The organism is Candidatus Pelagibacter communis (assembly GCF_001180185.1).
Lineage (GTDB): Bacteria > Pseudomonadota > Alphaproteobacteria > Pelagibacterales > Pelagibacteraceae > Pelagibacter > Pelagibacter ubique_F.
In genome coordinates this window covers 30,898-52,858 of the sequence record NZ_CVSS01000051.1, presented here as the reverse complement: position 1 = coordinate 52,858, position 21,961 = coordinate 30,898, and the positions used below count along the sequence as shown (strand labels likewise).

The window sequence follows — 21,961 nt, the reverse complement described above, 5'->3', positions numbered from 1 at the left end:
TATGATTAATTCTAAAGAGCAAATTATCAAATATTTTAATTCTGGTATTAAGAATGAAAAAAACTTTAAAATTGGAATAGAGCATGAAAAATTTCTGTTTAATAATGCAGACAATAAAAGAATTGATTACTTAAAGATTAAAGAAATGTTTTCAGCCTTGTTTGAATTTGGTTGGAATCCGATTTTTGAAAAAAAAGATGTAATTGGATTAAATAAAGGTGACAAAAACATTACTCTTGAACCAGGAAACCAATTAGAATTATCAGGAGAAAAACTTAATAATATTCATGAAGCTTGTGCTGAGTCTCATGATTATTTATTTGAGCTTAAACAAGTTACAAAAAAGCTAAATTTAAGTATTGTTAGTGCTGGTTTTGATCCAATTTCCAAACTCAATGAAATCCCTAACAATCCTAAAGAAAGATACAAATTAATGAGTAAGGATATGCCTTTAGGAGGAAAATTAAGTCTCGATATGATGTATCGAACTTGTGGAACCCAATTAAATTTAGATTATAGCTCTGAAAAAGATTTTATAAAAAAATTTAAAGTTGTGAATTCAATTGTTCCAATTTCTATTGCTCTATTTGCAAATTCATCAATTGTTGAGAAAAAGAAAAGTAAATATTTATCATACAGATCAAAGGTATGGCAAAATACTTCTCGGGGTGGATTACCGAAATTATTCTTTGAAGAAATTGATTTTGAAAAATACGCAGATTTTGTAATGAATTTTCCAATTTTATTTATACAAGAAAAAGAAAAATATATATCGGGAAAGAAATATAGTTTTAGTGATTTTATGAATGGAAAAATCAGTGAAATTTCAAATCGTTTACCAACAGAGTATGACTTATCAAATCATCTTGGTACAATCTTTACAGAAAATAGATTAAAGAAATATATTGAATTAAGATCTATGGATACCTGTGGTTGGGATTGTTTATGTGCAGGACCAGCTTTTTATATTGGAATGCTTTACGGAAATCTAGACGAAATTTATGATATAGTTTCAAAATGGGATAAAAATAAAATAATTAATGCTTATATCGAATCACCACAAAAAGGATTTAATACTCAATTAATGGGAAAAGACCTGCTTTATTGGGCCTCAACTTTTTTAGATATATCTCAAAAAGGATTAGAAAAAAGAGATGTGCTCAATAAAAATAAAAAAAATGAAACTATATTTCTTAATCATTTAAAAAAATTAGTTAATAATAAAAAAACAAATGCTGATCATATGATTAATAAATTCTATAAAAATAGAGATTTAAACGAACTTTATGATAAGTAAAATTGTAGCAATTCAAGGTGATTATCTTTCCTCTCTTAACCCTTTAACTGATACAACTATTTTTTTAGCTAATGAAATTCAAAAAAAAAAATATAGAATATTTTATTATAATCCTAAAGATCTATCAATTATAAATTCCAAAGTAATTGCCAAAGGTTATTTTATCAAAATTGATTATAACAAAAAAAAATTCTATGAAATATTGACTAAACAAAATTTAGAATTATCTAAATGTAATTTCATTATCATTAGACAAGACCCTCCTTTCAATTCAGAGTATATTTCCACAACTTTTATTTTAGATACCATAAAAGATAAAGTAAAAATAATAAATGATCCAACCTCAATTAGAAATGTTTCTGAAAAACTTTACTCTGCTAAATATCTTAAATTTATGCCTAAAACTATATTTACTCAAGATACTTACGAAGTTAAAAGATTTTTAAAAAAAAATAAAAAGATAATTTTAAAACCTATACATGGACATGGAGGTAATGATATTTGCTTAATGACTAAGTTCAAACTTAAATTTATAAACAAATTTATAAAAAAACATAATCATATTGTATGCCAAACTTATTTACCAAAGATAAGTTTTGGGGATAAGAGGGTTTTTTTAATTAATGGTAAAGTTTGTGGAGCTATTACAAGAATTCCAAAAAAAGGCTCTTTTTTGAGTAATATGAGTAAAGGTGCTAAACCTAAAATAACAAGTTTAACTCAAAAAGAGAAAAAAATATCAAAATTAGTAGGTAAAGACTTAAAAAAAGATAAGATATTTTTGGCTGGTATTGATTTTATTGATCAAAAACTCAATGGTGATATCAATGTAACTTCTCCAACAGGATTAAAAACATTATTTGATATTTCGAAAATAAACCTTGCAAAAACATTTTGGAAAGAACTTAAAGCATGAAAAATCTTACTGACCAACAAAAAGGCTCTTTAATGGCTTTTTTGGCAGTATTGTTCATAACTCCCGACTCATTATTTATAAGACTTTCAAATGTTGATACTTGGGGATTGGTTTTTTATAGAGGAATAATTCCATTCTTAACAGTATTTTTAGGAATGCTTATTATTTACAGATTAAGTTTTTTTAAAATACTTGCAAGCAGTGGGTATCATGGTCTAATTTACATTATTACCTTTAGCATAACTAACATCACATTTGTTGTATCTATTCAAAATACTAATGTAGCTAATACACTTGTCATGATTGCAACCGCACCAATGTTATCAGCTATATTAAGCGCAATTTTTTTAAAAGAGCCTCCTGACAAAAAACATGGATTTCAATAATCGTGACTTTTATATGCATAATCTACATTTTCTTCGACTCTCTTAAAGTAGGAAATTTTTATGGAGATATTCTAGGATTTATAACGGCTTTAGGCTTAGCTGTAGGAGCTGTTACTATCAGATCAGGAAAATCAAAAAATTTAGTTCCAGCTGCAGTTGTTGGTAAGTTATTTGTTGCTACTTTTGCTTTATTTTTTATAGAAACTTTTAATTTAATCGGCAAAGATCTGCTAATAGTGCCTTTAATGTGTATTCTGTGTGTTGCTATACCTTTTGTATTAGTCACAATAGCCCCAAGATATATACAAGCTGCTGAAGTTAACCTCTTTTTTCTATTAGAAACAATTATTGGTCCTATTTGGGTATGGTTTATCATAAAAGAGCAACCAACTATAGAAACTCTTCAAGGTGGAGCTATAATAGTAATTACAATTGCAATCCACTCATTTTTAAAGCTGAGAAAAACAAAAACTGTCACAATTAAGACTTGATTTATTTATACATCGCGAATATTTACGGCAGTTTTCTATGGATAAAGTTTTAAAAAATTCTTGGGCACTTTTTTTAGGGATGGGATTTATAATGATGGCCTATGGCTTTCAAGGATCTCTCCTCGGCGTGAGAGCTGTTAGAGAAGATTTCAGTTTAACTTCTACAGGCTTTATGATGTCAGGGTATTTTGTTGGATATTTTATTGGTGCTGCAACAATTCCTCAGATTATTTCTAGAGTTGGTCATATAAGAGTTTTTGCAGCTTTCGCATCTTTAGCATCGTTAGTAATTTTAATACATTCTGTTTTAATCAATCCATTTGTTTGGTTTGTTTTGAGGGTGTTAACTGGAATAAGTATGGTCTGCATTTATACGGTTGCTGAGAGTTGGTTAAATGATAGATCAAGCAACAAAAATAGAGGAAGTATCCTATCAGTTTATATGGTTATACTTTATGGCAGTATGGGTATAGGAATGTTTTTACTAAATTTTAGTAAACCTCAAAATTTTCAACCCTTTATTTTAATTTCAGTAATTACATCTGCAGCTCTAATTCCTATTTTATTGACAAAAAAAAAACCACCAAAATTTAAAAAAATAAAAGCTATGTCATTAAAAAATTTATATGAGGCATCACCATTTGGGATGGTTAGCTCTCTTTTTTATGGGACAATACAATCAGCTCTATTTACGTTATTAGCAGTTTATGCAACATCAATGAATTTTTCGATACTAGAAATATCAATTGTGACTTTTTTATTGGCAGTTTCTGGTGCGGTTGCACAATTTCCAATCGGAAAAATTTCGGATATTTACGATAGAAGAAAAGTAATTGTATTAAGTACTTTTAGTGCTGCTGTATTTTCATTATTAGCTATATTAGTTTCGAGACAAATGTATTTACCTGAGGGTCTTGCTACAAGCAAAACTTGGTTTTATATTTTTTTTATTCTTTTTTCTTTTTTTAGTTTACCAATGTTTTCATTAATTCTGGCACATACAAATGATTATATTTCAAAAGATAAATTTGTAGCTGCTGGAGCTGGACTTCAATTTGCATTTGGTCTTGGAGCCATTAGTGGACCTTTTTTATGTTCGCTGTTTATGGATATCGTTGGACCTAATGGTTTTTTTATATTTTTATTTTTCTTTCACTCTATAATTGGAGTTTTTGGTATTTATAGAATGAAAGTCAGACAAACTATTGATAATCCTGACTCTCAATTTGTAGCTATGCCTCAAACCATTACGCCAGCAGGTATAGAACTTAACCCTATAACTGAACCAATTGATGAACCTGAGGTAAAAACTGAAAATGGAAAAGTTTTAATTAATGAAACAAGTGATAAGAAAGATAACTAGCTTCTGATAACTTTATCAATTGCCTTAGACATTTTTGAGAGAACTTCTTGTTTATTTAATTTATCAGTTCTTATCAGTATAGCGTCTCTTACTTTAATTAATGGACTATTTTTTCTTTTTTTATCTAAATTTGTTCTTCTTCGAAGAGATTTTTTAACATCATCTAATGAAATAGTTTTTTTTAAATCTAACCAACGTCTATAAGATGCAACTTTTAAATTACACTTGAAATAAAAAGCCACATCATATTTTGGCTTTTTTGATAAAATCTTACTTGCAATATCCCTTCCCTCTACACAAATTTTATTATTTTCTTTTATAATTTTTAATTGAAATTTATTTACAATTTCTCTAACTTTCTTATTTTTTGCAAGGACCGCTACATGATTTGAAATTTCCTCTGAATGGAGATTTTTATTTGAGATAGATTTGTAGGTTATATTGCTAAATCTTTTTTTTAGAAAAGCTAATAAGTTTTTTGGTTTATTTGTTAAAACAAGCTTACTGCAGTATCGATATAATAAACCAGAATTTATTAGTAAAAGTTTATATTTATTTGAAACAAGTTTTGCCGCAGTACTTTTGCCACTTGCAGACTCTCCGTCACACGCGATTATCAGCTTTTTTATTTTTACCATAATGTTTAATAGACTATTTTAATAGATATTAAATAATAAAAAACAATTTTTAGTTGTGCCCAATATAGCCACATTTTCTAAAAAAAAATCAAACATATTCTTGAAAAAAAACAAATTGTCTGATCAAATTTTGTTTTTAAAAAAAATGACAATTAAAAAAAAGAAAAAAAAAGTTAGACAAAATTTTAAAAGAAATTCCTCTACAGGTTTTTCAAAATTTGCAACATTAACAACTGGATCAATCAGTAAAGCATATTCAAAATACAAAAAGAACCAAGAAATAAAAAAAATAAAAGAAATCAAACTTAAAAAACTTCAAGAAAATAATGAAATTATAAAAGAAAGAAAAGAATTAAAAATTTGGGAGGAAAAATTACAAAAAGAAAATAATAAACTTAAACAAAAAGAAGATGAGCTTAAAATAAAAGAAAAAGAAATCAAAACTAAAGAAGAGGCTCAAAAAATTGAGAGCAAAAGATTAATTAAAAAAGACGAAGATTTAGGTATTATCGACAAAGATTTAAGAACAAAAGAAAAAGAGCTTAAATTAAGAGAGGAAGAGCAAAATAGAAAAGATATTGATCTTAAGGCTCGAGAAGAAGAACAGCTTGCAAAAGAGATTAAAGAAAAAAGACGAAAAGATAAAGCTTTAAAATTAATGAAAGAAGAAGAAGAGCGTCAAAAAAATCTTGAATATATTAAGATTAAAGAGTGGGAAGAGAAATTTGATAGAGAACAAAAAATTAAAGAGCAAAAAGAACTAATGCGTGAACAAAGAATTAAAGAAAAAGAATTAGAAAAATTAAAACTTCATGAGGAAAATGAAAGTTTAGAGTCTCCAGTGTCTTCAGGTTTGGAGAATTTTGATATTGATAAAACTCAGAAAAATTAATTTTCCTGAAATTAAAAATTATTAATTTTGATTTTTACTTAGTGTATATTTAATTTCATGCTTGATAAATATACATAATCAATTATTAGATATTATATGAAGCCATTTTTACATGTTGAAGCTGATAGGAAAAACTATCATAAGTTTAAAAATAAAAATACTGTTCACAGAAGCTCATTAATTGTTCCAAGATTTGATCAAGCATCCTCGAACATATCTTTCCTTAATCACTTTCTTTTAAAAAGAAATAATAAAGATGTAACTCTTAAAATTACTGCGATAAATGATGCCGGTATTATAATTGACTCTTTATCTTTTGAAATTAATGAACCTAGAGTTTACTCCTTTAATTTAGATAATCTATTCAGTGAGACATCAAAGATCAATGAATATATAATTGAATTTTTTTCTGACAAAAATCTTTTTATTCCATTTCCCGCTGTAATGGTAAACCATATTGGAAGTGATTTTGTTAATAGTGTTCATTCATTTAACAGAGTATTAAATGACATTTTTGAGGATGATAAAGTTAATCAAGTGCATGTATATGAGTCATCAGTGGATGTGCTAATAAATAAAGAATATGATACTTTTTTTAATTTTGCTACAGGTCCATTTAAACTAAAAGAAAATATAGAAATATTTTTTGAAGAGGACAGTAAAATAAAAAAGAAAATTCCAATTGAAATGGAAAGACTCAATAACAAAAATATTTTTTTATCAGATTATTACAAAAATAAAGATGAAAATAAATCTATATTAAAAATTTTACAACCTAAACAAAAACTGTTCTATGGACGATTGCTTGCAGGAAAGATTAATAAAAGAACCAACGCATTTTCTGCTAATCATTCTTATTACGATAATTCCACAGTAAAGGAATATTTCAATAATCAAACTAGTAGGAGAACATACCCCTACTTCAAAGACTGCCTAAATAAAGTGATAATGTATCCAATAATGAGTCCGTCAGAACTTGAGATTTTTATAGAAATTTATAATGGAGATAAGATATTTAAAAGTGATGTTAAGTTAATAAAATCACCCTCAAAAAATTCAATTTCTTTTGATATTGATAAATTAGTGAAAGATTCAGGTTTTATTGATGTAAGTTTATTTAAAGTCGTAGCCAAATCTTCTTCAGATAAAATTCCTACTAGGATAGCTCATCAATTAATATATGGAGATAAAAAATCATCATCGGAATTAAATAGTTCTATTGGCACAGCTTTAATTAATGAAAGTATTTATAATCCGTCATCAAAAACGGGTGTATCTTGGGGACAGGTTTTAATTAATAGATCCTATAAAAATAAACTTGGCATTTGTTTTAGTAATAATTCAGGTTCTGAAGATCAAGTTTCTATTGATTTTTATGGAAAATCAGGATTATTAAAATCTATAAAACAAAATTTAAGTCCTAATAAAGCATTAATATTTGATAATAAATTTTTTGATGAGCTTGGAACTTCAAACGAATTTATTTGGTATATCGCAAAATCTAAGAGATTTGACTTGCAAGCAATGTCATTTCATTACCATATGGCAAGCGGAAATGCATCAGGTGAACACTCTTTTTAAATTATCTTTAGATACAAAATTTGAATAAAGAAAACACAAGTAGATTATGGAAATTAATTCAAGAAGCTGGAGATTATTTAAGGGAATAGAGGGACACATTATTCCACATTAAGCTACATCAAACTACAGTACTTATGCGGATAATCAAAAATTTATATTAAGTAAATCGCTTAAAGACTCATCTATTTAATAAAAAAACTACATTACAAACTAGATACAAAAAAGATAAATCAAATAACTATTTTTAAAGCAAATTGCTGATCAGATGAATGGTTGACCTCTTAAAGCCTGCAAGAATGTGAAAGCGACCATACCTACACCTATAGTAGATGCGATGACAACAATAAGTCTTGGTCTTTGGAAGAAACGATCAGCGATAAATCCAATCACAGGGATGATCTGCATCAAGTGCGTCGCGAAGAAGTGAGGCACACGTAGGTCACCACCACTACGCACCCAACCGACGATTGGCAGGCCATCGGCATCACTTTTGACTCCACCGACCCAGTGGCCGTATGTTTGCGACATATAACCGGCGACAATTAAAGTTGTGAAAAATCCGAGGATCATGCCTAACAAAATACCAAGTCGTAGACCCTGACGCATCTCACGAACAGGGTAGCGGTAAACCAGCAGACCGATTACTACAGGAATCAGAATCAATATGACAGCTCCAATGCCCATTGTAGCGTACATCAAGGATTCGAACGTGGTCTCGAAGTTCCAGTGCGAGTGACGTCCGCGTGCAGCCTGCATAGTAAGGTAGGCCAACTCAAAAATCGCAGTGAATGTCAGTACCCAGCCCAGGACATAAACCGAAAATTTTCTCCGAACATCGTAATCAATAAAACGTGCAATGAAGGCGATGGTTATCATGTGCAGTCCAACCGACGCATAGAACTTCATTGGTTTCGACCAAATATTTATTTCGTTCAGCTGACGTGGATCATAAAGTGAAACCAGGAACGTGACTGGCAAGAACGCGATGATAATTAAACCACCCTGCCAGAGCAAATCCTCCACACGGGAAGTCACAGAAACCTTTGGTGATAGTGTCAGTGTCGTCATTGTCCAGCTCCTTTTGTTATCGATTGAGGGATATCTAGTATCAGTTTACGGGCCTTCCATAACATCAGGAACAGGAGCAACCCAAGTGGGCCAAACATGAAAGTTGAGGCTAGGATCGGAGCCTGAACTACTCGTGAAATACCAGCATCATCTGATTGCCGTGAAATCCATGCACCAATGAAAAGGTCGAACGCCAAATAGTGCACCCAACCTGCTAGCAAAATATGATCGTTGGATAATAATTTCGCTACATCCGCTAGTGTATTGTAACCACCTTCAGCGGGACCGAAGTGGCGCAGTATCAAAATCACGTAACCCAACGATAGAACTGCTGGGAAAACATACGCCGGCAAGATCGATAATAACGGCCAACGTCGTGGCCCAAAAATCAAGATCACCCAGCCAATCATCGCAATCAGTCCACTATAGGAGAACCAAGATTCAAGATCATTGGGTAGGAAATTTCGCAAGAAATACAGGACTAAGCCAGTTGCCAAAAGTGTTATGATCAACCAAACGGCGCTAAGATACAAATTTTTCTTCATGATCCAACCTTCTTTCATTATATTTAAAATCCTGTTATTATGTTTACTAAGATAACATGATTACTATAGGAAAATGTTTACTTTGTAAACATTAATTTGATATGAGCTATCACAAAAAAAATCTAAAAGAAAAACTCGTTGAGGTTGCATGGAATATTTGTGTCGCTGAGTCTTGGGAAAAAGTTAATATGCGAGAAGTTGCTAAGAAAGCTAGAGTTTCAAATACTGCTTTTTATAGACATTTAAAAAACAAAAATGATCTTAAAGCAGAGTTGGTTCGAAGAGGTTTTGAAATAATAAATAAGGGCAAGAAAAATTTAACCAATAATTTTTCTGGTTACGGAGCTCATTACATAAGATTTGGATTAAAGTATCCATATATTTACGATTTAATGTTTGGGAATACGGATTTAGATATATCTCTTTATCCCGATATAGAAGCTCTATTTGATGAAGCTTTTGATGGAGTAATTCAAGGAGTTAAAAATTTTATGCCCAATGCATCTGATAAAGATGTTATGATAAAAGCAGTCAATATTTGGGCATCTGTTCATGGATTAGTTGGAATATTGAGACGTTCGGATTTGCAGGCAAATAAAGATAAGCGTCTCAAATGGATTAAGAATAACTTAGAAGAATATTTGAAGATGACTACATTTAAATAATTAAAAAATCTCTATTGATACTGGTTACAATTTATAGGATTTTATAGGATAACTAGATACAAACTAGATACAAAAGAGATAAAATAAGAAAAGTGAGTGTGTGAACAAAGAAAACGCAAGTAAACTGTGGAAAATTATTCAGGAAGCTGGCGATTATTTGGTTGGAAAACTTCCCGAAAGTCCGAACCATCCAAAAGGAAGAAATCCGTATGCTCATGTAGCAATATGTATTAAAAACAAATTTAAAATGAGTTACAAAGATATTCCTGATGAAAAATATAATGAAATTGTTCAATATTTAGATTATTTAAAAAAAAATCCTGATTAACAAATAATTTTATCACCTACTCTTATTCTAGATGATGATAAAATTTGACATCTTAAACCACCTTTTCTTAAAAATTCTTTTAAAATATTATCTTGACCTAGAATCTCAGTTAAGTGCCTGCATGGTCGACATAGATCAATTCCCTCTAATTCAACACTTCCAATTTTAAATTTTTTTCCAACTAATTGATTGAGCCTAATACCTTTTGTAACTATATTTCTTCTAAAATTTACATAAGGGATATCCAAACTATATTTTAAGTTATAAAAATCAATATTTTCTGATTCGATTAGCGATAATTGACAATATGGATCATTATAATCACTAAAATGTCTGTCCCCAATAATACCTTTATTTGCTAATACCTCTATATGGTCTACCTCAGTAATTTTTTTATTATTTTCACTAGATATTCCTAATTTAAAAACCTTTGACATAAATCATTGATTTGGAAAATAATCTTTTAATTCACCCTCTCTATAAACATCAGCGGTACAACAGTGTAAACCTCCACCAAAAGCGTACGCATCTCTTAATTCAACTGGAATAACTTCCATCCCTATTCTATCTAATTGATCAGCTTGAAAAACCTCACTTTTTTCTACACAAACAGTTTTAGGATCAAGCACGAGAACATTCATTGATAGCCAGACAGACGAATAGCAAAGTGCAGGAGGTTCATTATGTGCAGGTTGAGCACTATCAAGAATCTGCCAACCATTATTCTCAAATAATTTTCTCTGTTCTTTTGGTAATCTTCTTTGTGGATTGTTAATGATAAGGCCCTCTTTGATTGGAGTAAATGTTGCATCAATATGAATTGGATAAGGATCACCTGGAAAATTCACAGCATGAACTCTGTGATTTCTATAGTGTCTTCTCAACCAATCAATTCCTTTCAGATTAGTAGTAAATCCATGTTGAACGACTAAATCCTTTCCAAATCTTAAAACATCTGCAGCATCAAATAATGGCTCTTCTTCAGTAGTTACAAAATATTTTTTTTCAGTCCATTCAAGTCTTTTTTGAATACCAATTTTTTCAGATAAATAATCTTTTCTGTAATCAACATCAGTTAATCTAGGTTTTGGTGCTGACTCATGTCTCATGTTTGGATCTTCGTTATAGTATTGTTTTAAAAGGGGTCTATAACTAAGATACTCAAACCACCTACATCTATAACTCATTGTTGCCTCTAGTATTTCATTTCCAACTGTAAGCAAAACATCTCTTGGAGGCATGCAACCAAACATAGTTTCAGTCTTCCAGTCTGGTGTCGAAGTTGGTTGATTGAAATCTAAAGGAGTTGGTCTATCAACCTTAATTCCTCGTTTTTCCAACATCAATGAAAAATTATCCAAAAGCTCATTAGCTTTATCCACTGTATCTTTTGTTCTTGGTCCAAATTGACCCCTCATATCACTATCTTCAGGAACTTTTGCGTCTAACGCTGGTTCAGGTGCAGGTATACAGGTACCATCCGCACGACCAACTATTACATGTTTTAATGGATCCCACTCGTTCCAGCTATTTACGATTGTTTTATTTTTCATTTAATTCTTTACAATATTATTTTCAGGTCCAAATGGAAATTTAGTTATATTTTCGGAAGTATTTTCTTTTATAACCAAAATATCATGTTCCCGATATCCTCCTGCGCCCGGTTTTCCCTCAGGAATCATTATCATTGGTTCCATTGATACTACCATGTTTTTCTCTAATGTAGTGTCAATGTCCTCTCTTAATTCTAATCCTGCTTCTCTTCCATAAAAGTGAGATAACATCCCAAAAGAATGTCCGTACCCAAAAGTTCTATACTGTAAATATCCAAGCTCAGCAAAAAGATTGTTCAACTCTTCACATATCTGAGAACATTTTATACCTGGTTTTATCAATTCTAGACCACGTTTATGAACTTTAACATTAGCTTCCCAGGCTTTCAGAGAAGCTTCATCTACCTCATTAACAAATAATGTTCTTTCAAGAGCTGTATAATATCCTGAAATCATTGGAAATGTATTTAAAGATAAAATATCTCCATTTTGTAAAACTCTATTGGTTTTTGGATTATGAGCTCCGTCAGTATTTATCCCTGACTGAAACCAAACCCAAGTATCCATATATTCTGCCTCTGGATATACTTTAGCAATCTCCCTCTCCATTCGATCTCTTCCTGCAATCGCAATTTCTAACTCTGTTTCACCAGGTTGAATATGTTTTATGATTTCCTCTGCTCCTAAATCTGCAATTCTTGCACCATTTTTAATTATCTTTATTTCCTCATCAGATTTTATCATTCTTTGTTTCATTAAATGTTTTGAGATATCTTTAAAAATTGACTCACCAAAAATAGTATTTAGTTTATCTTTTGCATCCAAAGTCACATGATCATTTTCTATACCAATAGATTTTGGTGGATCGTTTCTTCCAATTATTGACACTATTGCTCTTAAAAAGTTATCTCTTTTCCAATCTGTATATATAATATTTTCACAATGTGATCTTCTCCATGGTTGGCTTGCATCAATATTTGCAGATATTGTAACCATCTTAGTTTGAGTTATTAAACAACCATAGGGTCTACCAAATGAACAATAAATAAATCCTGTATAATAAGCAATATTATGAATGGAAGTTAGAATTATCATATCTATATCATTATCAGACATAACTTTTCTTAATTTAAAAACCCTATTTTTATATTCCGCATCTGAGAAAGGAAGTTTTACTTTTTCACCATTTTTTAATGTAAAAAAATCTGGTCTTTCCATTTACTTCTCCAATAATTAATTTAAACCGATATATCTTTTATTCCATTTCATTATCAAGCTATAATAAAATAATGATATAAACAAAAAGAAGCCCCCAATTATTGTATTAGTATCTGGTATTTCATTTATTCCGAATAAAGGTAACCATACCCAAAAAATCCCCCCAATTACCTCAGTCAGTGAAAGCAAAGTAAGTTCTGCAGCTGGTATTGCTTTTGAACCTATAGAATACAAAATTAATCCAAGACAAACTAAAGTTCCATGTATAGAAAATAGAGTTCCGTTATAACTGGATGAAAAAAAAACTTGTCCTTTCAAAAAAATTATAATTGTAGCAGTTACAAGACAAAATAATCCTGCAAAAGCAACAGTTGTGAATTTAGGAGTATCTTTTTTCCATCTCAAAGTTACGGAAAAAATAGAAAATCCTATTGAAGATGTAATTCCAAAAATTAATCCAACAAGTGAATTTTCTTCTTTGTTTCCAAAAGCCATTATCACAATTCCTATAGTAGCGACGATAATAGAAATCCAAACATTTAAAGATATTTGTTCTTTTAGAAAAATAAATGCTAAAAGTGCTGTAAAAAAAGGCATAGCGGCTAGACATAACAAAGTTACTGCCGCAGTGGTGTTTGTTATTGAATAGATAAAAGAAATCATAGCAATACCTAAACCACAACCGCCTAAAATTCCTGATTTACCTATCTTAAGATAGTTTTTCCAAAATTTTAGACCTTCTTCAAAATACAAATAAAGATTTAGAATAATAAATATTGTTAGTCCTCTTCCAAAAATATACTGCCATGGAACTAAATTTGGGTTATCCATGTACCTCACAACTAAAGGTCCAAATGACCATAAAATACCCGCGAACATAACAACAGGAATTGCAATTTTTGGATTTTTTAATTCAATCATCTTAAGAAGATTAATTCAAAAAATTATAACTACAACAAAATTAGAGCTCTTTAATCTAAAAATTTATTTGAATGATTGGGGAAAAAACAATCAATAATTTGACCTTTTTTAAATTTTGATTTCCCACTTGGGAGAATTGCCCAAGCATTAGACTCAACAAAAGATCTTACTCTGAAGGACTCTTGGCCAGGTAATAACTTGACATTGATTTTACCATTATTAGTTGTACTAAGCTTGCTTTTTATAAAACGTGTAAAATTTTTCTTTTTTTTGAAGTTATTACTCAAAACAGCTTTTACTGGTTTTTCCCTAGATAAATTTAATAAATTTTCTATGTAAGGATAAACAAAAAATCTAAAACAAGCTGCTGATGATATTGGGTTTCCTGGTAAACCAAATATTGCTTTATTATTTATCTTGGCAAACAGAATTGGTTTCCCTGGCCTTATCTTAACACCTTTAAAATAACTAGAAGTTTTAAAAAGTTTAACCACCTCTGGAATGTAATCAAATTTTCCTGCAGAAACAGCACCTGATGTAATAATAATATCAAATTTTGATTTTAATATTTTGTAAAGTTTAGATTTAAATTTATTTTGATGGTGGTCTCTTAAAATCTGACCTTTTTTAAAATCAAATAAAAAGTTTTTTTTTAAACTTTCAATAAAATAAGTATTTGAATTTCTGACCTTCCATTTTGGAATCTTGCTAAGATTCGAAATTTCATTGCCAGTAGCAAAAAAAACGATATTTAATTTTTTTTTTACTTTTATATTTGCGATACCTAATGTTTTTAAAGCTAGAATATGGTTGGATTGAATAATCGTTCCTTTTTTTATAACTAATTGTTTTTTTTTGTAATCAGAACCTTGAAAACGAACATAATCATATTTGTTAATTCTTTTATCAATAATAATCGATTTTGGATTTGTTCTATTAGGATAAAATTTAATTTGTTCAATTGGAATTATAGTATTAAAAGGTTTGGGAATAATTCCTCCAGTCATTATTTCGACTGTTTGAAACTTTTTGATTTTTCTTTTGAGTGGTTTTTTTCCAGCTGAAATTAATCCTATAATTTTAAATTTTTTTTGAATTTTTTTTTTTAAACTGATTGTATCTTTTGAATTTATAGCAAAACCATCAAAGGCTGCATTATTAGCAGAGGGATGGTCAGATTGGGAATAGATATCTTTTGATGTAACTCTATTTAGTGATTTTGATAATGAAATGACTTCATCTTTAATACTAATCTTTGTATTTTTTAAAATTTTTTTTGCAGATTTATAACTGATCATCTAAAATTTTTTTTGCTTTCTCTAATTCTTCCTTTGTATTTATATTAAAAAATGAGTCATCTTTTTCAAAAGACATATTTATTGTTTTAACTCCAATATTATTTGCCCATTTTTCAACCTTTCTTGATCCATTTTCTAAGTCCTTCTCTAACTGATCAATCAAATCAATTGACCATAAACCAAAAATATTATGTCTTTTTTTATCTGTTTTCATAAAAAATAACTCGCTTTCTTTCTCATTAATTTTATTTAAAAAATTTTTAAAAATATCTATTTTAAATAAAGGTGTATCTGCTGGAAAAGATGCAATCCATTTATAAGATTTTTTATTATCTTTTACCCATTTCATTGCGCTAAAAATACCACCTAAAGGTCCGTGATTTTGTTTTACATCAGTGATCTTAGTTATTTTGTCAGAGTACATATGTTTGATTGAATTATTTGTCACAATCAAAACTTCATTAAATTCATCAATTAACTCAGATAAAATATAATCAATAAGTAGTTTTCCAGCTAATTTTGCTTGTGATTTGTCCTCACCAAAGCGTTTAGACTTACCTCCTGCTAGAACTACAGATAAAATTTTGTTAAAATTCATTATTAAAATATAAAACATTAATTAATGAAATAAAGAAATTAAATGGATTTAAAAATTTTAGAAATTGCATCACATACTGAAAATAGTAAAGTTCTTAACAATTATACACATAAGTCTAAACATAAAAATCCATTATGTGGTGATGAAATGGAAATCAGCCTAGTAGTTAAAGATCAAATTGTGAAAGACATGGGCTATCAATGTAAATCGTGTATTTATTGCCAAGCTTCAGTAAGTTTACTTTCAAGAAAAATTAAAGAAAAAAAAATTGACGAAATAAAAAAGTTTATTTCTGTTGGGGAATACCTGTTCGATGGTGTTGCAATAAGTTTAGAAAAACAATGGCAAGATTTTAAAGAAATTCTTAATAAAAAAAATTTATCTAGAAAAGAGTGTTTATTATTACCTCTTAAAACAATTGCGAAAGCGTTAAATATTTAAATGATAAAAATTACTAAATCAATTTTACAAAAAGCTATAATAGCAGGTTTTTTTTCTGCGTTAACTATAGGTGTCCTAACAATACTAACTTATAAAAGTACACTTGGATATTTTATAGCGGGATCTTTTGGATCATCAATGGTCTTATTATTTGGTTTTCCAGAAAGTCCATTTGCTCAACCCAAAAATGTTTTCTTTGGACATTTATCAACGGCTCTAGTAGGAGTAATTTTTGTGCATTTAATTCCACTCCCAATTTATATAAATATTGCTATCGCTGTTGGTGTAGGAGTTTTTGTAATGATACTTTTTAATGTTGTTCACCCACCTGCAGGTGGAAATCCTATATTAGTTATCATTGGGAGTGCATCTTATGATTATTTAATTAATCCCATTATTTTTGGGTGTATTATAATTTTGCTTTTAGCAATAATTATTAACAAATATATTTTAAAAAAAAATTATCCTTTAAAATAAATTATGAATTCTAAATATAAAGTTATAAAATTTAACTCAAACAAATTTGAAGATATTGAAGATTTAATTTCAGTTGAGGAACCATTAGAAATTTCTCTTAAATTTAAAGAAAATAACAAATGGGTAAATCAAAATCTCTCTATAACAATGAGAACCCCAGGAGATGATCAAGATCTTGTCAAAGGTTTTTTGTTTAATGAGCAAATTATACAAAATTTAAATGAAATAAATTCTATTAAAAGTTTTGGAGAAAAAGTTGGGCAATATAATATTCAAAACAAAATATTAGCAACTTTAGATAATGCAGAAAATGTTAATATCTCAAAAATAAAGAGAGATTTTTTAACCAACTCCTCTTGTGGTGTTTGTGGAAAATCCTCCCTTGATGCATTAGAAATAATTAAAAAAAATAAAATTCATCCCTCAGAACCAAAAATAAGCAAGGAGGTTATTGTTCAATCTCCGAATATCTTAAGACAAAACCAATCAGAGTTTAGTAAAACTGGCGGAATTCATGCAAGTGGGCTTTTTAAAAGTAACGGAGAATTGGTGGCACTTCGAGAGGATGTTGGTAGGCATAATGCTTTAGATAAACTTGTTGGTTGTGCGCTAACTAATCAGCAATTCGACCCTAAAAATCAATTTATTACCTGTTCAGGAAGATTAAATTTTGAGTTAGTTCAAAAGGTTTTGATGACAGATATTGGAATTATGATCGGGGTTGGTGCGCCAACAAGTCTAGCTGTTGATTTAGCGAATAAATTTGACATTACCCTCATAGGTTTCGTAAAGAGAGACAGTTTTAATATTTACACAAACAACAAAAAAGTTATTGTAAATTAAATAAAGGATTTTGCGGTGTCAAAAAATATAAGTAACTTATCAGGAAGAATTGGATTAAAGGACAATTTATTTAAAAAAATGTCCGAAAATGTTCTTAATGACTCACCTAAGAATATTAAAGATATAGCAAAAGAATACAATTTAGGTGTTTCAACTATACATGGTGCTGAGAGTTTTTATGAATTTCTAAGACCTTCTCATAGAGAAAAAAAAGCATTTGTCTGTAACGGAAGTGCGTGTATGTGTGCAGGAACACAAGAAAAGCTGAAAGATAAATTAAAAGAAAAATTAGGAGATGATAAAGTTGGAGAAATGTTCTGTTTAGGTCACTGTTATGAAAATCATGCATTTCACTATGACGGAGAAAACTATGCGGGAAAAGATATAGAAAAAATAGATCAAATTTTAAAAGGTGAAAATATTAAACAAGAAAAATTTTTTTCAAAAAGTTACGCAACAACTAGTTTCTTAATGGATGATAAACTATCAACTACAAATCAATTTAAAGATCAATTAAGTAAATTTCTTAAGGTAGATAAAAAAGAAATTATCAAATCATTACTAGATTCAAATTTAACTGGTCGAGGTGGTGCTGGTTTTCCTACAGGAATGAAATGGGACTTTTGCAGCAAAGCAAAAGGAGATAAAAAATATGTTATTTGTAATGCTGATGAAGGAGATTCTGGAGCTTTCTCAGATAGATATTTACTAGAGGATCAGCCTCTTAAAGTAATTTTTGGAATGGTCATATGTGGGCACGTAATAGGAAGTAATGAGGGTGTTTTATATATCAGAGGTGAATATCCTAAATCTATTGAAGCTATAAATGGAAGTATTAATGAACTTAAAAAATTAGGTTTGTTAGGTGAAAATATTTTAGGAACAAATTTTTCATTTGATTTAGGAATTTGTATTGGACAGGGCGCATATATTTGTGGAGAAGAAACAGCTCTAATTGCATCAATCGAAGGAAGAAGAGCTGAAGTAGATGTTCGACCACCGTTCCCTGTTACAGAAGGACTTTATAAGAAACCAACAGTAGTAAACAATGTAGAAACTTTAGCAGCCGCAACTGGTATTTTAATTAATGGCTCAGAAAAATTCTCTTCAATTGGGAATAAAAAATCTGCAGGTACAAAATTAGTTTGTTTGGATAGTTTTTTTAAAAAACCTGGGGTTTATGAAATAGACATGGGAACGCCAATGAAAAAAATATTTAATGAAATTGGTGGTGGCTATAAAGAAGAAATAAAAGCATTTCAAATTGGTGGTCCTTTGGGAGGTGTGGTGCCTATAACTGAAATCGAAAGCTTAAACTTAGACTTTCAAGAATTCACTTCAAAAGGATTTATGTTAGGACACGCTAGTGTTGTAAGTATTCCTAAAGATTTTCCAATGACAGAATATATTCATCATTTATTTGAATTTTCTGCGGAAGAATCATGTGGTAAATGTTTTCCTGGTAGGCTTGGTTCTTATAGGGGTAAGGAAATGTTTGATCAAGCTAAGAAAAAAACATCAAAAATTCCACTTAAATTACTCAATGAATTATTGATTACCATGCAAAAAGGCTGTTTATGTGCCCTTTGTGGAGCTATACCAACTCCCATTATGAACATCTTAAAGTATTTTGGTGATGAAATGAAAAGTGATATGGTGAAAGATAATTAATGAGTTCAGAAAAAAGAAAAATTGCCTACATAGATGGCAAACCATATGAAATTGGTGCCAACCACTCATCTATTTTAAAATTTGTAAAGAGTTATGTTGGGGAAAAAAAAGTACCAACATTATGTGATGATCCAAATCTTGCACCCTATGGTGCATGTAGAGTTTGCTCTGTAGAGGTGGCATTAGAAAAAGATGGTCCAACTAAAGTAGTTGCATCTTGTCATACTCCAGTAGCTGAAAATCAACACATTTTTACATCTAATGAAAACCTCCAAAATTTGAGAAAAAACATTGTAGAATTAGTTCTGACTGACCATCCGATGGAGTGTAGTACTTGTGAAGTTAACAATAACTGTGAACTTCAAACTGTGGCTAATGATTTAGGTATTTCTGATCACAGATATAATAATCCTAAACAACATAAAGGAATTCCAAGAGATACTTCTCATGATTATATGAGAATGAATTTAGATAATTGTATCAATTGTGGAAGATGTGTAAGAGCTTGTGATGAAATACAAGGTTCATTTGTACTTACAATGTCTGGAAGAGGGTTTGAGTCTAGAATAACAACTGATAATGACATGATGTTTGGAGACTCATCATGTGTATCGTGTGGAGCTTGTGCACATACATGTCCAACTGATGCAATATCTGATGTGTTTCAATCAAAATCTGCGGCTGTAGATAAAAAAGTAAGAACTACTTGTTCTTATTGCGGTGTAGGTTGCAACTTAGAAGCATCAATTAAAAACGACAAAGTTGTAGCTATAGATACTCCGAAACAAACGGAAGTGAATGCCGGACATACTTGTATTAAAGGAAGATATGCTTTTGGTTTTTATGATCATCCTGACAGGTTAAAAACGCCACTAATAAAAAGAAATGGAAAATTTGAGGAAGCAAGCTGGGATGAAGCTTATGATTTTATTAAGAAAGAAATGCAAAGAATTATTAAAGATCATGGGCCAGATGCATTTGCTGGAATTTCATCAGCTAGATGCACAAACGAAGAAAATTACGTTTTTCAAAAAATGATAAGAGCAGCTGTAGGAACAAATAGTGTAGATTGTTGCGCAAGAATTTGTCATTCACCCACTGCGTGGGGAATGCAGCAAACTTTTGGGACTGGTGCTGCAACTAATTCTACTGAAGATATTTACCATGCAGATTTATTTTTGGTTATTGGAGCAAATCCAACTAATGCACACCCTGTTACAGGAGCAAAGATTAAACAGCAAGTTATGAAAGGTAAAAAGCTTATTGTTTTAGATCCTATTACAACTGAATTAGCAAAATTAGCTGACTATCATATTAAATTAAGACCCGGAACAAATGTTGCAGTGCTCAATATGATGTTACACTTTATTATTAAAACAAAATTATATAACGCTGATTTTGTAAGAGATAGAACAGAAGGCTTTGATAATTTTTTGAAAGAAATTGAAAAACAAGATGTTGATCATTTAGCAAAAGTTGCGGGTGTAGATAAACAATTAGTTAAAGAAGCAGCTATTGCTTATGCAACTGCTAAAAATTCAATGGAGTTTCATGGTCTAGGAGTAACAGAGCATGAACAAGGGTCTAAAACTGTAATGTTAATTGCTGACCTCGCAATGATTACTGGCAATATAGGAAGAAAAGGTGTTGGCGTAAATCCTTTAAGAGGTCAAAACAATGTTCAAGGAGCTGCTGATATGGGTTGTCAACCACATCAAGGTGCTGGTTATTTTGAAGTATCAGATAAAAAAAATCAAAAATTTTATTCAGAAAAATATGGTGTTACTCATCCAACAAAAGCAGGATTAAAAATTCCTCAAATGTTTGATGCAGCAATCAGAAAAGAAATTAAAGGAATTTGGATTATTGGTGAGGATATTGTTCAAACTGATCCTAATAGCGCTCATGTTGTGGATGCAATGAATTCATTAGAATTATTAGTGGTACAAGAAATATTTATGAGTGAAACAGCAAAACTTGCAACTGTTGTTTTACCAGGAACAACATTTTTAGAAAAAGATGGAACCTTTACCAACACTGAAAGAAGAGTACAAAGAGTTAATAGAGCTGTTCCTCCACTGCCAGGAACAAAACCTGATGGTGTAATTGTAACTGATATGATGCAAAAACTTGGATTTAGTCAACCAGATTATGATGCTGATCAAATGCTTGCAGAAATTGCTGATATAGTTCCTTTTTTCAAGGGTATAACAAGAGAAAGGTTAGGGAAATTTGGATTACAATGGCCAGTCAAAGAAGATGGGACAGATACCCAAATTTTACATAAGGATGAATTTAAATTAGGAAAAGGTCGTCTAAAGAGCTTTGATTGGAAAGAATCAACTGAAATAACCAATAACCAAAAAGATTATCCACTGATATTAACAACTAGCCGTGTTTTACAACATTATAATGCAGCAACAATGACAAGAAGAACCAATAACATTAATATTGTTGATGAAGATATTTTGTTAGTCCACCCTAAAGATGCAGCTGACAGAGATTTAAATACAGGAGATATTGGAAGATTATATTCAGGTAGAGGTGAAGTTGCTCTTAAGGTAGAAGTTACAGATAAAGTAAAAGAGGGAATAGTCTTTACAACATTCCATTTTCCAGAACATATGGTGAATATGGTAACAGGACATGGAAAAGATGAGGAAACTATGTGTGCAGAATATAAAGTTTCATCAGTCCAAGTTCAAAAAATTTCAAATCAATTTAAAACTAAAGTAAAACCAAAAGAACACCAAGCTGAAGTAAGTTAAATC

Annotated in this window: 23 protein-coding genes; 14 read left to right on the top strand and 9 right to left on the bottom strand. The window is 30.1% G+C overall.

The genetic code is table 11. From position 1 onward, the window contains the following. The first annotated feature begins 1 nt into the window (after position 1). From AMN95_RS04525 to AMN95_RS04510, 5 genes are read left to right on the top strand one after another with little or no spacing between them, the layout of a single operon-like run. On the top strand, positions 2-1,297 hold the full coding sequence (locus AMN95_RS04525; protein WP_075522774.1) for a glutamate--cysteine ligase: 1,296 nt from the start codon (positions 2-4) through the stop codon (positions 1,295-1,297). Then, complete coding sequence (gshB, locus tag AMN95_RS04520; RefSeq protein ID WP_075522773.1) at positions 1,287-2,213, top strand: glutathione synthase; 927 nt, start codon at positions 1,287-1,289, stop codon at positions 2,211-2,213. The genes AMN95_RS04525 and gshB overlap by 11 nt, the downstream gene beginning before the upstream one ends. Beyond that, entirely contained in the window at positions 2,210-2,599 is a 390-nt protein-coding gene (locus tag AMN95_RS05735; RefSeq protein ID WP_256997949.1) for a DMT family transporter, read from the top strand. The genes gshB and AMN95_RS05735 overlap by 4 nt, the downstream gene beginning before the upstream one ends. A gap of 2 nt (positions 2,600-2,601) precedes the next feature. Then, complete coding sequence (locus tag AMN95_RS05730; RefSeq protein ID WP_256997948.1) at positions 2,602-3,090, top strand: DMT family transporter; 489 nt, start codon at positions 2,602-2,604, stop codon at positions 3,088-3,090. Positions 3,091-3,127: 37 nt separating this feature from the next. Next, positions 3,128-4,453, top strand: coding sequence for an MFS transporter (locus AMN95_RS04510; protein WP_075522772.1), 1,326 nt, complete (start codon positions 3,128-3,130; stop codon positions 4,451-4,453). Here AMN95_RS04510 and AMN95_RS04505 read toward each other — a convergent pair. After that, positions 4,450-5,091 carry a (d)CMP kinase gene (locus AMN95_RS04505; RefSeq protein ID WP_075522771.1) on the bottom strand — a complete coding sequence of 214 codons (642 nt, stop codon included), beginning with the start codon at positions 5,089-5,091 and terminating at the stop codon, positions 4,450-4,452. The genes AMN95_RS04510 and AMN95_RS04505 overlap by 4 nt on opposite strands. A 145-nt stretch (positions 5,092-5,236) precedes the next feature. Between AMN95_RS04505 and AMN95_RS04500 the strand changes: the two genes are divergently transcribed. Continuing rightward, positions 5,237-5,983 carry a hypothetical protein gene (locus AMN95_RS04500; RefSeq protein WP_179850353.1) on the top strand — a complete coding sequence of 249 codons (747 nt, stop codon included), beginning with the start codon at positions 5,237-5,239 and terminating at the stop codon, positions 5,981-5,983. Between the two features lie 96 nt (positions 5,984-6,079). Next, positions 6,080-7,564: a hypothetical protein gene (locus AMN95_RS04495; RefSeq protein WP_075522769.1), complete on the top strand. Its 1,485-nt coding sequence runs from the start codon at positions 6,080-6,082 to the stop codon at positions 7,562-7,564. 261 nt (positions 7,565-7,825) lie between these two features. Here the strand turns inward: AMN95_RS04495 and AMN95_RS04490 are convergent, their stop codons facing one another. Continuing rightward, positions 7,826-8,632 carry a hypothetical protein gene (locus AMN95_RS04490; protein ID WP_075522768.1) on the bottom strand — a complete coding sequence of 269 codons (807 nt, stop codon included), beginning with the start codon at positions 8,630-8,632 and terminating at the stop codon, positions 7,826-7,828. Continuing rightward, positions 8,629-9,195: an ABA4-like family protein gene (locus tag AMN95_RS04485; RefSeq protein ID WP_218836524.1), complete on the bottom strand. Its 567-nt coding sequence runs from the start codon at positions 9,193-9,195 to the stop codon at positions 8,629-8,631. The genes AMN95_RS04490 and AMN95_RS04485 overlap by 4 nt, the downstream gene beginning before the upstream one ends. An 83-nt stretch (positions 9,196-9,278) precedes the next feature. Between AMN95_RS04485 and AMN95_RS04480 the strand changes: the two genes are divergently transcribed. Beyond that, on the top strand, positions 9,279-9,842 hold the full coding sequence (locus AMN95_RS04480) for a TetR/AcrR family transcriptional regulator (RefSeq protein WP_072090165.1): 564 nt from the start codon (positions 9,279-9,281) through the stop codon (positions 9,840-9,842). 100 nt (positions 9,843-9,942) lie between these two features. Continuing rightward, the gene (locus tag AMN95_RS04475) at positions 9,943-10,170 is read left to right on the top strand and encodes a hypothetical protein (RefSeq protein WP_075522767.1); all 228 of its coding nucleotides are present in this window, start codon (positions 9,943-9,945) and stop codon (positions 10,168-10,170) included. On the opposite strand, the gene AMN95_RS04470 is transcribed toward AMN95_RS04475, so the two are convergent. From AMN95_RS04470 to AMN95_RS04445, 6 genes are read right to left on the bottom strand one after another with little or no spacing between them, the layout of a single operon-like run. Then, positions 10,167-10,607: an MOSC domain-containing protein gene (locus AMN95_RS04470; RefSeq protein WP_075522766.1), complete on the bottom strand. Its 441-nt coding sequence runs from the start codon at positions 10,605-10,607 to the stop codon at positions 10,167-10,169. The two genes, AMN95_RS04475 and AMN95_RS04470, sit on opposite strands and share 4 nt — an antisense overlap. Positions 10,608-10,610: 3 nt before the next feature. Then, positions 10,611-11,723 carry a serine/threonine protein kinase gene (locus AMN95_RS04465; protein WP_075522765.1) on the bottom strand — a complete coding sequence of 371 codons (1,113 nt, stop codon included), beginning with the start codon at positions 11,721-11,723 and terminating at the stop codon, positions 10,611-10,613. Further along, positions 11,724-12,941 carry an aminopeptidase P family protein gene (locus AMN95_RS04460; RefSeq protein WP_075522764.1) on the bottom strand — a complete coding sequence of 406 codons (1,218 nt, stop codon included), beginning with the start codon at positions 12,939-12,941 and terminating at the stop codon, positions 11,724-11,726. A 15-nt stretch (positions 12,942-12,956) separates the two neighbouring features. Further along, positions 12,957-13,862, bottom strand: a complete 906-nt coding sequence (locus tag AMN95_RS04455) for a DMT family transporter (protein WP_075522763.1) — start codon at positions 13,860-13,862, stop codon at positions 12,957-12,959. Positions 13,863-13,912: 50 nt separating this feature from the next. Continuing rightward, complete coding sequence (locus AMN95_RS04450; RefSeq protein WP_075522762.1) at positions 13,913-15,160, bottom strand: molybdopterin molybdotransferase MoeA; 1,248 nt, start codon at positions 15,158-15,160, stop codon at positions 13,913-13,915. Then, entirely contained in the window at positions 15,147-15,758 is a 612-nt protein-coding gene (locus AMN95_RS04445) for a molybdenum cofactor guanylyltransferase (protein ID WP_075522888.1), read from the bottom strand. Before AMN95_RS04445 ends, AMN95_RS04450 begins: the two co-directional genes overlap by 14 nt. A gap of 42 nt (positions 15,759-15,800) precedes the next feature. Here AMN95_RS04445 and AMN95_RS04440 point away from each other — a divergent pair, with 42 nt between their 5' ends. From AMN95_RS04440 to fdhF, 5 genes are read left to right on the top strand one after another with little or no spacing between them, the layout of a single operon-like run. Continuing rightward, positions 15,801-16,199, top strand: coding sequence for an iron-sulfur cluster assembly scaffold protein (locus tag AMN95_RS04440; RefSeq protein WP_075522761.1), 399 nt, complete (start codon positions 15,801-15,803; stop codon positions 16,197-16,199). After that, positions 16,200-16,676, top strand: a complete 477-nt coding sequence (locus tag AMN95_RS04435; protein ID WP_075522760.1) for an HPP family protein — start codon at positions 16,200-16,202, stop codon at positions 16,674-16,676. A 3-nt stretch (positions 16,677-16,679) separates the two neighbouring features. Beyond that, complete coding sequence (gene fdhD / locus AMN95_RS04430; protein ID WP_075522759.1) at positions 16,680-17,519, top strand: formate dehydrogenase accessory sulfurtransferase FdhD; 840 nt, start codon at positions 16,680-16,682, stop codon at positions 17,517-17,519. 15 nt (positions 17,520-17,534) lie between these two features. Then, a complete protein-coding gene (locus AMN95_RS04425) occupies positions 17,535-19,190 on the top strand; it encodes an NADH-ubiquinone oxidoreductase-F iron-sulfur binding region domain-containing protein (protein WP_075522758.1) in 1,656 nt (551 codons plus the stop codon). Then, the gene (gene fdhF, locus AMN95_RS04420; protein WP_075522757.1) at positions 19,190-21,958 is read left to right on the top strand and encodes a formate dehydrogenase subunit alpha; all 2,769 of its coding nucleotides are present in this window, start codon (positions 19,190-19,192) and stop codon (positions 21,956-21,958) included. The genes AMN95_RS04425 and fdhF overlap by 1 nt, the downstream gene beginning before the upstream one ends. The last annotated feature ends 3 nt before the right edge of the window (positions 21,959-21,961 follow it).